The following is a 12098-nucleotide window of genomic DNA, read 5'->3' on the forward strand; positions in this document are numbered from 1 at the left end:
GCGCGCTTGCCGCGGCCCCGTGCCGCGGTCTTTTTTGGAGGAAGAGACCGACGATGGACATCAACCTGAAGACCCTGATCGGCAAGCTGAACGACACCACCCGGGCGGCGGCCACGCGCGCGGCCGGGATCTGCGTCGGCTTCGGCCAGTACGAAGTCGACATCGAGCATCTGTTCCTGGCCCTGCTGGAACAGCCGGCCAGCGACTTCGTGGTAGCCGCGCGCGCCGCCGGAATCAGCCTGACCGCCTTCGAGACCGAGTTGCGCAAGGAAGTCGAGCGCCTTCCTAGCGGCAGCAGCCGCACCCCGGTGTTCTCGCGCCACCTGCCGGTGCTGTTCGAGCATGCCTGGCTGATCGCTTCGCTGGGCCGGGATGCAAAAGCTCGACTAGCGCCCGGACAGGAGCAGCAGATCCGCAGCGGCCACCTGCTGCTGGCGCTGCTGGCCGAACCCGGCCTGGCCCAGCTGGCGCAGCGTGCCTCGTCCTGCTTCATGGCGTTCCCGCTCGACCGCCTGAAGCACGATTTCGACAAGCTCACCCGCGGCTCCTGCGAAGCGCCGGCGGCGGCCGAAGGCACGCAGGCTGCCACGTCTGGCGATCCGGTCGGCGAGCTGCGCTCAAGCGCGCCGGGCAGGACGCCCGCGCTCGACCAGTACACGACCTGCCTGACCGCGCGCGCGCGCGAAGGCAAGGTCGATCCGGTGATCGGGCGCGATGCCGAGATCCGCCAGGTGATCGACATCCTGATGCGGCGGCGCCAGAACAACCCGATCCTGACCGGCGAGGCAGGGGTCGGCAAGACCGCCGTGGTCGAAGGGCTGGCGCTGCGCATCGCCGAAGGGGACGTGCCGGACGTGCTGCGCGGGGTCGAGATCCACACCCTCGACATGGGCCTGCTGCAGGCCGGCGCCAGCGTCAAGGGCGAATTCGAGAACCGTCTGAAGAACGTGATCGAGGAGGTAACCAAAAGCCTGCACCCGATCATCCTGTTCATCGACGAGGCCCACACGATGATCGGCGCCGGCGGCGCGGCCGGCCAGAACGACGCCGCCAACCTGCTCAAGCCGGCGCTGGCGCGCGGCGAGTTGCGCACCATCGCCGCCACCACCTGGGGCGAGTACAAGAAGTATTTCGAGAAGGATGCCGCGCTGGCGCGCCGCTTCCAGGTGGTGAAGGTCGAGGAGCCGGACGAGGACACCGCCTGCGCCATGCTGCGCGCGATGGCGCCGCTGATGGAACGTCACTTCGGCGTGCGCATCTTCGACGAGGCGATCCGCGAGGCGGTGCGGCTGTCGCACCGCTACATCAGCGGGCGTCAGCTGCCGGACAAGGCGGTCAGCGTGCTGGATACCGCCTGCGCCAAGGTGGCACTCGGCCAGAGGGCGACCCCGGCGGCGCTGGAGGAAGCGACCCGCGCCGTGGAGCGGCTCGACGCGCGCATCGGCTCGCTGGTGCGCGAGCAGAACGGCGGCGCCGACCACGCGGCGACGCTAGCACAGCTGCGCGCCGAGCGCGAGGCCGGACTGAAGGAGCAGGAGCGCCTGCGCGCGCAGTGGGACGGCGAGATCGCCATCTCGAGCGAGATCCACGCGATGCGCGCGCGCCTGGAAGCCGGCGACGGCAGCCCTGGAGGATTGCAGGCGCTGATCGACGAGCTGCGTGCGCTGCAGGGCGAGACCCCGCTGGTGCCGCTGCAGGTGGACGGCCATACGGTGGCCGCCATCGTGGCCAGCTGGACCGGCATCCCGCTGGGACGCATGGTGAAGGACGAGATCCGCACCGTGATGAATCTGCAGGGGATGCTGGACGAGCGCATCCTCGGCCAGGGCCACGCCAGCGGCATCGTCGCCCAGCGCGTGCGCACCGCGCGCGCCAACCTTGAGGACCCGAACAAGCCGAAGGGCGTGTTCCTGTTCGTCGGCAGTTCCGGGGTCGGCAAGACCGAGACCGCGCTGGCGCTGGCCGACCTGCTGTACGGCGGCGAGCGCAAGCTGGTCACCATCAACATGAGCGAATACCAGGAGGCGCACAGCGTATCCGGCCTGAAGGGCTCGCCGCCAGGCTATGTCGGCTACGGCGAGGGCGGGGTGCTGACTGAGGCGGTACGGCGCAATCCCTACAGCGTGGTGCTGCTCGACGAAGTGGAGAAGGCGCACGGCGACGTGCTCGAGCTGTTCTTCCAGGTGTTCGACAAGGGCGTGCTGGACGATGCGGAAGGGCGCCAGATCGACTTCCGCAACACGGTCATCATCCTGACCTCGAATGCGGCATCGAGCCAGATCATGCAGGCCTGCCTGAACAAGGCGGCGGCCGAGCGCCCGAGCCCGGAACAATTGGGGGAACTGATCCGGCCCGGCCTGATGAAGCACTTCAAGCCTGCCTTCCTCGGGCGCCTGACGGTGGTGCCGTTCTACCCGATCGACGACGAGGTGCTGGCCAACATCATCCGGCTCAAGCTCGAACGCATCAAGGCGCGGGTGGCGGCCAACCACAATGCCGGCTTCGAGTACGACGACGCACTGGTGAACGCCGTGCTGGCGCGCTGCACCGAGGTCGATTCGGGCGCGCGCAACGTCGACACCATCCTGAATGGCACGCTGCTGCCCGAGATCGCCGACAACGTGCTGGCGGCGATGGCGGCCGGCGCAGGCATCAGGCGGATCAGGGTCGGTGCGACCAGGGGCGGCAAGATCAAGTACGCCGTCGAACCGGCATGAGGAGGGCGCTATGCTGAACCTGGAACGCTTGCTGGCGCCGGTCGGCGGCGCCCGGCCCTGCGGCGAGGATCTGGCCTTCTCCAGCGAGATCGACGCGATCGTGCGTGCGCGCCAGGCCGACGACCCCTCGCTGGAGCAGGGCGCCTGGGTCACCGACCTGAAGGAAGCCGACTGGAAGTTCGTGGCCAGGCAGTGCGCCCAGCTGATCGAACAGCGCAGCAAGGACCTGCAGCTGGCGGTCTGGCTGGCCGAGGCCGAGGCCAGAACGGGCGGACTGCGCGGCCTGGCCGACAGCCTGATGCTGGTAGCCGCGCTGTGCGACCGCTGGTGGGATGGCCTGTATCCGCTGCCGGACGAGGACGGGCACGAGCGGCGCATCGGCAACCTGTCCTGGCTGGCCTCGCGCATTGCGCCGCTGCTGCGCGAGGTGCCGCTGACGGAAAGCCAACCCGGCCAGCCCGGCCATGCGCTGCGCGATTTCGACGTCGCCCGCATGCACGGCGGCGACGAGCTGGCCAGGCTCGAGGCGGCCAAGGCGCGCAGTTCGCCGGCGTTTTTCACGGCCCTGCTGCGCGACTGCGAACATTGCGCCGGCGCGCTCGAACGCATCGAGCACAGCGTCGACGCGCGCCTGGGCGTGGATGGGCCAAGTTTCAGCGCCGCCAAGTCCGGCCTGCAAAGCGTGATTCTGTTCGTGAAGCCAATGGTGAAGGAGGACGCCGCGCCGCTAGACGCCCGGCAGGCGGCCGGCGGCGCGCCGGCGGCGGCGTCCGGATCGTCGGCGCCCCCGCCCTTGGAGGCGGGCGGCGCCGCGGGCGGGCCGCTCGCTTCGCGCGCCCAGGCCCTGGCCCAGCTGCGCGAAGTCGCCGAGTTCTTCCGCCGCACCGAGCCGCACAGCCCGGTCGCCTACCTGGCGGAAAAGGCCGCGCACTGGGGCGAGCAGCCACTGCACGTGTGGCTGCGCTCGGTGGTGAAGGACGACGCCTCGTTCGCCCACATCGAGGAGATGCTGGGCGTCGCGCAGCAGTCCGCGAACTGAATCGGCGGACGGGATGCGCGAACCGGCGGCGTGCTCCGGTCAGGCCTTCGGCGCCTGGCCGGACGAGGGTCCCTGGCCGGACGAGGAGCCCTGGCCGGACGAGGAGGCCTGGGCGGCCGCGGCGCTCAGCTGCGAGGTGGCGGTCGACACCTGTTCCTCGACCCGGCGCATGGCGTCGCGGGTGGACTGGGTCACCTGTTCGTAGCCGCGGAAGGCATTGTCGATCGCCGCCTTGATGATCTCGACCGCATTCTCCTGGCCCGGCTTGACGTTCTGCGTAACGTCGTAGATCAGGGCCGACAGCGTGTTCTTGGCTTCGACCAGGTGGGTGTCGGCGGCCTGCTGGAAGTCCTTCTGGATGTCGGCCACGATCTGGCGCAGCTGTTCGCCATAGGCCTGCGCGTTCTGCACGCCCGGCTGCAGGCGCGACTGCAGCGTATCCAGCGCCGCCTTCGGATCGCTCGCCTGGCTCATCTGGCGGCTGGCGGCCATCGCGCCTTCCATCGAATTCTTTGCGGTTGCCATGTTCAGCGCCACCACTTGTTCGACACCCTGCACGGCCTTGCTGGCCAGGGCGTTGAAGGTTTCCACCTGCAGGTCGAACAGGGTCTTGGTGGCGTTGGCGAATTGCTCGGGATTGGTGAACATCGGTGTCTCCTCGGTTGGGTTTCCTGGGGCCGTACTCAATGTTTATCTTATTACATTATTTCTCGGACATGCGCATTTCGCAACGGGCGTCACGATAGGGGCCGGCGAATCTGGCCCAGCCGGGGCCGAGCGGCGTCTGCGAACAGGCCAGGGCGCCGGTGGCCTTGCTGCGCCACTGGTACCAGGGTGCCGGCGCGGCGTCCAGGACGGCGGGGCAGACCAGGGCCAGGCCCAGCACGATGGTGAAAGTCCGTTTCATGTGCCGAGCTTGACCCGGCCGGCGCGTCAAGTCAAGCATGTCCGCCTGTCTTGACCTTCCCACGATGGGAGGGTGTATGCTGTACCGAACAGATGAAGGAGCGGACGATGTTGAATATCGGCGAAGCGGCGCAGGCATCGGGCGTGTCGGCCAAGATGATCCGGCATTATGAATCGATCGGCCTGCTGCCGGCGGCGCAGCGCACGGTGGCCGGCTACCGGGTCTACGGCGAGCAGGACGTGCGCCTGCTGCAGTTCATCCACCGCGGCCGGGCGCTCGGCTTTTCGCTCGAAAAGATCGCCGAGCTGCTGGCGCTGTGGCAAGACCAGGGCCGGGCCAGCGCCGACGTGCGCCGGCTGGCCGAGCAGCACATCGCGGAGCTGGAGCGCAAGATCGACGAACTGCAGGCGATGAAACGCACCCTCGAGACGCTGGCCCGGTCCTGCCACGGCGACCAGCGCTCCGACTGCCCGATCCTCGACGACCTGGCGACCCACTGAACGGCCGCCCATGCGCCTCAAGAACTGCCATGGCCCTGCGCCTGGCGGGCTGTCAACGACGAAAAAACGCAAAACGCCGCAATCCTTGAGCAAAGATTGCGGCGTTTTGCGCCGGGGATCATCTGGTGATGAGCCGGAGGCTTTCTGCAAGCCGGTAGCATTTGGTGCCCACGGAGGGACTCGAACCCCCACACCTCGCGGCACATGGACCTGAACCATGCGCGTCTACCAATTCCGCCACGTGGGCATATCGAACAACAGGGTACAACGAACAACAACGGTAGCATTTGGTGCCCACGGAGGGACTCGAACCCCCACACCTCGCGGCACATGGACCTGAACCATGCGCGTCTACCAATTCCGCCACGTGGGCATATCAACAACCGGGTACAACGAACAACAACAACGGTAGCATTTGGTGCCCACGGAGGGACTCGAACCCCCACACCTCGCGGCACATGGACCTGAACCATGCGCGTCTACCAATTCCGCCACGTGGGCATATCAACAACCGGGTACAACGAACAACAACAACGGTAGCATTTGGTGCCCACGGAGGGACTCGAACCCCCACACCTCGCGGCACATGGACCTGAACCATGCGCGTCTACCAATTCCGCCACGTGGGCATATCAACAACCGGGTACAACGAACAACAACAACGGTAGCATTTGGTGCCCACGGAGGGACTCGAACCCCCACACCTCGCGGCACATGGACCTGAACCATGCGCGTCTACCAATTCCGCCACGTGGGCATATCAACAACCACATCGAATCCTGCAAACCGGCTTTGGTGCCCACGGAGGGACTCGAACCCCCACACCTCGCGGCACATGGACCTGAACCATGCGCGTCTACCAATTCCGCCACGTGGGCCGGGTTTTGCAATCATCGCTCGACGTTGCCGTCGAATTCCGCTACGATATCAGGCTTTGCCGGTTTGCGCCAGACCAACTTTCGTTTCGCTTTTGCGCCGGCTGCACCTTCGCAGCAGCCCCGCATCCGGCTGGGCCGTTTGCGAAGAGAGCGAAAGTATAGCGGATGATTGGCAAATGTCAAAGGCCCCCGCGACACCCTCATGACGGAAGGGGCGGCACGCTTGCACGGTTCGCGTTAGGCGAATTCCCCGGTCCTCCGTTACACTACGCCTGTCTAGGTGTCAATCCAACCAACATTGCGCTGCCGGCAAACGTGCTTGAATGAAGCACGGGCAGGCGCGTCACAGGCTCAACAAGAATAGAAGACGATTTGAAGCACCCAACTCATACCATACCAAGCCGCGAGGAGATTCTCGGCGTTTTCCGCGATGCCAAGGGGCCGCTCGACAGCGGCGCACTGGCCCGCGCCCTGCAAGTCGACCCGGAAGCGGAAGGCGTACTCAGCCGTCGCCTGAATGCGATGGAACGTGACGGCCAGATCCGCGCGAATCCCGCCGGCCAGTATGCATTGACGGACCATTCGAGCTTCATCTCAGGCCGCGTCAGCGCGCACCGCGACGGCTTCGGCTTCGTGATTCCCGACGAACCCGGCGATGACCTGTTCCTGCCCGATAAGGAGATGCAGAAGGTCCTGCACGGCGACAAGGTGCTGGCGCGCGTGGTCGGCACCGACCGCCGCGGCCGCCCCGAAGGCACGATCGTCGAAGTCACCGAGCGCGCGAACACCCACATCATCGGCCGCCTGCTGCAGGAAAACGGCGTCTGGATCGTGGCCCCTGAAGACAAGCGCATCGCCCAGGACATCCTGGTGGAAGGCTCGCCGGGCAAGGCGAAATCGGGCCAGGTGGTCAGCGTCGAACTGATCGAGCAGCCCTCGCGCTTCCGCCAGCCGATCGGCCGCGTGGTCGAGGTGCTGGGCGAGCTGGACGACCCCGGCATGGAGATCGAGATCGCGGTGCGCAAGTTCGGCGTGCCGCACGTGTTCTCGCAGGCCGCGCAGAAGCAGGCCGGCAAGCTGCCGAACGAGGTGCGCGACGCCGACCTGGGCGACCGCGTCGACCTGCGCGACGTGCCGCTGGTGACCATCGACGGCGAAGACGCGCGCGACTTCGACGACGCGGTCTACTGCGAACCCGTCAAGATCGGCCGCACCAAAGGCTACCGCCTGCTGGTGGCGATCGCCGACGTCAGCCACTACGTCAAGCCGGGCGACGGCCTCGATGGCGACGCGATCGAGCGCTCGACCTCGGTCTATTTCCCGCGCCGCGTGATCCCGATGCTGCCGGAGAAGCTGTCGAACGGCCTGTGCTCGCTGAACCCGGCCGTCGACCGCCTGTGCCTGGTGTGCGATATGGTCGTCACCGCCAAGGGCGAGGTCACGGCCTACCAGTTCTATCCCGCCGTGATGCACTCGGCGGCGCGCCTGACCTACGACGAGGTGGCCGCCATCCTGGGGAATACGAAAGGGCCGGAAGCGGGCCGCCGTCCGGGCATCGTGCCGCACCTGCTGAACCTGAACGAAGTGTTCCGCTCGCTGCTCCAGGCGCGCCAGAAACGTGGTGCGATCGACTTCGAGACCACCGAGACCTACATCGTCTGCAATGCGATGGGCAAGATCGAGAAGATCGTCCCGCGCACCCGCAATGACGCGCACCGCCTGATCGAAGAGTGCATGCTGGCGGCGAACGTCTGCGCGGCCGACTTCCTGATCCGCCACGACCAGCCGAGTACCTTCCGCATCCACGCGGTGCCGACCGAAGAAAAGCTGAACCAGCTGCGCACTTTCCTGAAGCAGGTGGGCCTGAACCTGGGCGGCGGCAACAAGCCGGAAGCGCGCGACTACGCCGAGCTGATGCAGAAGATCAAGGAGCGCCCGGACGCGACCCTGCTGCAGACCATGCTGCTGCGTTCGATGCAGCAGGCGGTCTACAGCCCGGACAACGTCGGCCACTTCGGCCTGGCCTATGAGCACTACGCCCACTTCACCAGCCCGATCCGCCGCTATCCGGACCTGCTGACCCACCGCGCGATCAAGGCGGTCCTGCTGGGCAAGAAGTACGAGCCGACCGGCATCGACCTGTCGAAGCTGAACACCACGGTGTCGAACGCGACCCGCAAGCAGCAGGCCAAGGACAAGGCCGCCGGCACGCAAAAGAATCCGAAGGACATGACGATCTGGGACGCGCTGGGCGTGCACTGCTCGGCCAACGAGCGCCGCGCCGACGAAGCCTCGCGCGACGTCGAGAACTGGCTCAAGTGCTACTACATGAAGGACCGCCTGGGCGAGGAATTCACCGGCGTGATCGCGGGCGTGACGCCGTTCGGCATCTTCGTGCAGCTGGACGAGCTGTTCGTCGAAGGCCTGGTGCACGTGACCGGCCTGGGACAGGATTATTTCGAGTACGACGAAGCGCGCCACGAGCTGCGCGGCAAGAACAGCGGCCAGGTCTACGGCCTGACCGGCCGCGTGACGGTGCAGGTGGCACGCGTCGACCTCGAAGCGCGCAAGATCGACCTGGTGCTGGCCCAGCCGAGCGAACAGCAGGCCGTGCCGGCGCCGCTGGAGCGCGCCCGCGCCGCCGCCCTCGACGCGATGGAACCGAAGCCGCCGCGCCGCCGCAAAGCCAAAGCCGGGGCGGGCGCCGTGCCGGCCTCGCCGCAGCAGGTGCACGGGATGAAGGGCGAGCCGCCGGTTCCACCTGATTTCAGCACCAGCGACGAGAGCGAGGATGACATCGTGTTCGTGCCGCCGTCGTCGTCGCGCCGCAGCCGCGGCCGCAACCGCAATGCCGGCAACGGTAGCAAGGCTAGCAACGGCGGCAACGGCGGCAACGGCGGCAACGGCGGCAACGGCGGCAACGGCGGCAACGTCAGCGCCGGCAAAACCGCATCGAAGAAAACGGCCGCCAAGAAAACCGCAGCAACACAGAGCGCTCCCAGCAAGAGCGCCACCAAGGTCCCCAGGGCCGCCTCCAAAACCAGTAAAAAGAAGTAAGCATCAATGAAAAATAAAATGATTTTCGGCTTCCATGCGGTGACCTCGCGGCTGCGCCACGAGGCCCAATCGGTGGAAGAGATCTTCGTCGACGCCGGCCGCCAGGACCGCCGCATGCAGGACCTGATCGCCCACGCCAAGCAGGCCGGCGTGCGCGTCATGCCGGTCGAGGCCGAGCGCCTCGACAAGATCGTCGGCACCCGCCGCCACCAGGGCGTGATCGCCTTCGCCAGCCAGCTGTCCCTGGCGCGCAACCTGGACGAGCTGCTGGATGCGGTGGAGGGCCCGCCGCTGCTGCTGATCCTGGACGGCATCACCGACCCGCACAACCTGGGCGCCTGCCTGCGCGTGGCCGACGGCGTCGGCGCGCATGCGGTCATTGCGCCCAAGGACCGCTCGGTCGGCCTGAACGCCACCGCCGCCAAGGTCGCCAGCGGCGCCGCCGAGACCGTCCCCTACATCACCGTGACCAACCTGGCGCGCACCATGCGCGACCTGAAGGAGCGCGGCGTCTGGCTGATCGGCACTTCCGACGATGCCGACAAGGGCCTGTACGAAGGCGACTTCACCGGCCCGACGGCGCTGGTGATGGGCTCGGAAGGCGAGGGCATGCGCCGCCTGACCCGCGAAACCTGCGACATGCTGGTCAGCATCCCGATGTTCGGCTCGGTCGAGAGCCTGAACGTGTCCGTGGCCTCGGGCGTCTGCCTGTACGAGGCGCGCCGCCAGCGGATGGCGCGCGAACCTCGACAGTAAGGACGGCAAGCGGGGAAGGCGCGGATACGCTACCATGCTGTCTGTTCTGCCAACGCCTTACCCCTATGTTTTCCAAGCTGCGCGAAGATATCAAGAGCATCATCGAACGTGACCCGGCCGCCCGCAACGGCTGGGAGGTGCTCACCTGCTACCCGGGCCTGCACGCGGTCGTCATGCACGGCTGGGCGCATGCCTGCTGGCAGGCCGGCTTCAAATGGCTCGGCCGTTTCATCTCCTACATCGCCCGCATCATCACCGGTATCGAGATCCACCCCGGCGCGACCATCGGCCGCCGCGTCTTCATCGACCACGGCTTCGGCGTGGTGATCGGCGAGACCGCCGTGGTCGGCGACGACTGCACCATCTACCAGGGCGTAACGCTCGGCGGCACTACCCTGGTGGCCGGCACCAAGCGCCACCCGACGCTCGAGCGCGGCGTGATCGTCGGCGCCGGGGCCCAGGTGCTCGGTGCGTTCACGGTCGGCGAATATGCGAAGATCGGCTCGAACGCGGTGGTGGTCAAGCCGGTGCCGGCCGGCGCCACCGCGGTCGGCAATCCGGCCCACATCGTGCGCAAGGAAGACCAGGTCCGCAGCGCCCAGATGTTCGCGGCCTACGGCGTCACCCCGAACGGCGACGACCCGCTGTCGAAGGCGCTGCGCAACCTGATCGACCATGTGGCCCGGCAGGACGAGCAGATCGAACGCCTGTGCTCGACCATCAAGGCGGCCGGGATCTGCTGCGCGGGCATCGCCGAGAACGACAAGCTCGACCAGGATCAGCTGAATCGCCTGGTCGAATGAGCATTTTGATTACTCAATTGAGCGGAAGCTGAGGAACTATGCAAGACGACATCCCGGGCGCCTTCGACCCCGCATCCGACCTGGACCCCAACGAGATCCGCGTACTGGGCGTGCTGGCCGAAAAAGAAGCGCTCACGCCCGATAATTACCCGATGTCGCTGAACGCGGTCATGAACGGCTGCAACCAGTTGTCCAGCCGCGATCCGGTGATGCAGCTGTCCGAAGACGTGGTGCACGACACCCTGCAGCGCCTCATGCAGCGCAAGCTGGTGGGCAGCATGTCGCAGGCCGGCGCGCGCGTGATCAAGTACGAACACCGGATGCGCATCAAATGGTCGCTGGAGCAGGACAAGCTGGCCGTGCTCGCCGTCCTGATGCTGCGCAGCCTGCAGACCGCCGGCGAGATCCGCGCGCGCAGCGGGCGCCTGCACGAGTTCAAGTCGGTGGCCGAGGCGGAGTCCGCGCTGCAGTTCCTGATCGATAAATACCCGCCGCTGGTGGCGCGGATCGAGCGCGCCCCGGGCACCAAGGAAGCGCGCTACGGCCAGCTGCTGGGCGGCGAGATCGACCTCGCGCGCGCCGACGCTGCCGGCGCCCCGGCCGGGTCGGGCGGCGCGTCCGGTGGTCGCATCGGTCAGCTGGAGCAGGAAGTGGCCGCGCTGCGGTCCGAAATCGACGAACTCAGGGCGCAGTTCGCGGCCTTCCGCCAGCAGTTCGAATAAGCCGGCTCAGGGCGCGGCATCCTTCGCGGCCGCAAACTCCAGCTCGACGATCGCGTCATTGCTCCAGCTGGTGTCGCCGATCGGCAGCCGGAACGACTTGCCCTCGACCTCCAGCGCCAGGCGGCGCTCGCCGTCGCGCAGGGTGGCCGCGCTCAATTCGGCGCCCGCCTTGTGCGACCAGACCCGGTCGCCGCCCTTCGGCGTCTCACCCTTGAACCACGAGCACCAGTCGGTGGTGAGCAGGAGTCCGTTGATCAGGCCATTCACCCAGAACGGCATCTCTTCCTTGGCGATCGCGACCTTCACCTGGCAGTCGAGGCGGACGTCGCCCATCCGGTACTGCCTGTCCGCCAGGCCCGGCGTGCGCACATAGGTGTCGAAGCGGGCCTCGTGCTTCTTGCGGTTCAGCACCAGCTCGGCCTTGGCGTCGTATGCCGCCTGGCTGCGCGGCACCGCGAAGCGCGCATCCTGATCGAGCACGAGCGGAACCGAGAAGTCGTCGGCGGCGATGCGTGCGGCCAGCGGCTCGCCGCCCAGCGCCTTGCCGCGCCGCGCCTCGACCTGGAAGCGCAGCTGCGGCACGCTGGGGGCCAGCGCGTGCAGCTCGTCGAACTTGTCCATCCCGGCAAGGATGGCGCGGTAGGACTTCAGCTCCGGGTTCTTCATGGCGTTGATGTGGACGGTGCCCGGTTCGTCCTTGTCCGGCCCGGGGGGGGAGG

At 67.2% G+C, this 12098-nt stretch carries 10 protein-coding genes and 6 tRNA genes; 7 read left to right on the top strand and 9 right to left on the bottom strand.

Annotated features, from left to right (window positions below; all coding sequences use genetic code 11):
* The first annotated feature begins 53 nt into the window (after positions 1 to 53).
* Together tssH and tssA are read left to right on the top strand one after the other, a co-directional pair.
* Entirely contained in the window at positions 54 to 2717 is a 2664-nt protein-coding gene (tssH, locus tag ACI48D_RS08545; RefSeq protein ID WP_435570795.1) for a type VI secretion system ATPase TssH, read from the top strand.
* A 10-nt stretch (positions 2718 to 2727) separates the two neighbouring features.
* The gene (gene tssA, locus ACI48D_RS08550; protein ID WP_435570796.1) at positions 2728 to 3756 is read left to right on the top strand and encodes a type VI secretion system protein TssA; all 1029 of its coding nucleotides are present in this window, start codon (positions 2728 to 2730) and stop codon (positions 3754 to 3756) included.
* 39 nt (positions 3757 to 3795) lie between these two features.
* On the opposite strand, the gene ACI48D_RS08555 is transcribed toward tssA, so the two are convergent.
* Entirely contained in the window at positions 3796 to 4404 is a 609-nt protein-coding gene (locus tag ACI48D_RS08555) for a phasin family protein (RefSeq protein WP_435570797.1), read from the bottom strand.
* Positions 4405 to 4459: 55 nt separating this feature from the next.
* On the bottom strand, positions 4460 to 4663 hold the full coding sequence (locus ACI48D_RS08560) for a hypothetical protein (RefSeq protein WP_435570798.1): 204 nt from the start codon (positions 4661 to 4663) through the stop codon (positions 4460 to 4462).
* 107 nt (positions 4664 to 4770) lie between these two features.
* Between ACI48D_RS08560 and cueR the strand changes: the two genes are divergently transcribed.
* Positions 4771 to 5163, top strand: a complete 393-nt coding sequence (gene cueR, locus ACI48D_RS08565) for a Cu(I)-responsive transcriptional regulator (RefSeq protein WP_435570799.1) — start codon at positions 4771 to 4773, stop codon at positions 5161 to 5163.
* Between the two features lie 162 nt (positions 5164 to 5325).
* On the opposite strand, the gene ACI48D_RS08570 is transcribed toward cueR, so the two are convergent.
* From ACI48D_RS08570 to ACI48D_RS08595, 6 genes are all read right to left on the bottom strand, one after another.
* Positions 5326 to 5410 (bottom strand) — tRNA-Leu (locus tag ACI48D_RS08570).
* 41 nt (positions 5411 to 5451) lie between these two features.
* Positions 5452 to 5536, bottom strand: a tRNA-Leu gene (locus ACI48D_RS08575).
* Positions 5537 to 5579: 43 nt separating this feature from the next.
* Positions 5580 to 5664 (bottom strand) — tRNA-Leu (locus ACI48D_RS08580).
* Between the two features lie 43 nt (positions 5665 to 5707).
* Positions 5708 to 5792 (bottom strand) — tRNA-Leu (locus ACI48D_RS08585).
* A gap of 43 nt (positions 5793 to 5835) precedes the next feature.
* Positions 5836 to 5920, bottom strand: a tRNA-Leu gene (locus ACI48D_RS08590).
* 36 nt (positions 5921 to 5956) lie between these two features.
* Positions 5957 to 6041, bottom strand: a tRNA-Leu gene (locus ACI48D_RS08595).
* Between the two features lie 372 nt (positions 6042 to 6413).
* Here ACI48D_RS08595 and rnr point away from each other — a divergent pair.
* The 4 genes from rnr to ACI48D_RS08615 all read left to right on the top strand — a co-directional run bounded on the left by rnr (position 6414) and on the right by ACI48D_RS08615 (position 11379).
* Positions 6414 to 9098 carry a ribonuclease R gene (gene rnr, locus ACI48D_RS08600; protein WP_435570800.1) on the top strand — a complete coding sequence of 895 codons (2685 nt, stop codon included), beginning with the start codon at positions 6414 to 6416 and terminating at the stop codon, positions 9096 to 9098.
* A gap of 6 nt (positions 9099 to 9104) precedes the next feature.
* On the top strand, positions 9105 to 9854 hold the full coding sequence (gene rlmB, locus ACI48D_RS08605) for a 23S rRNA (guanosine(2251)-2'-O)-methyltransferase RlmB (protein WP_435570801.1): 750 nt from the start codon (positions 9105 to 9107) through the stop codon (positions 9852 to 9854).
* 65 nt (positions 9855 to 9919) lie between these two features.
* Complete coding sequence (cysE, locus tag ACI48D_RS08610; RefSeq protein WP_435570802.1) at positions 9920 to 10657, top strand: serine O-acetyltransferase; 738 nt, start codon at positions 9920 to 9922, stop codon at positions 10655 to 10657.
* A gap of 38 nt (positions 10658 to 10695) precedes the next feature.
* Positions 10696 to 11379, top strand: a complete 684-nt coding sequence (locus ACI48D_RS08615; protein ID WP_435570803.1) for a YceH family protein — start codon at positions 10696 to 10698, stop codon at positions 11377 to 11379.
* A 6-nt stretch (positions 11380 to 11385) separates the two neighbouring features.
* Here ACI48D_RS08615 and ACI48D_RS08620 read toward each other — a convergent pair.
* Positions 11386 to 12098, bottom strand: a 713-nt coding sequence (locus ACI48D_RS08620; protein ID WP_435570804.1) for a hypothetical protein, incomplete at its 5' end; no start/stop codon positions are given.

Origin of the sequence: Massilia sp. LXY-6 (genome assembly GCF_051233485.1) — a bacterium.
GTDB lineage: Bacteria > Pseudomonadota > Gammaproteobacteria > Burkholderiales > Burkholderiaceae_D > Telluria.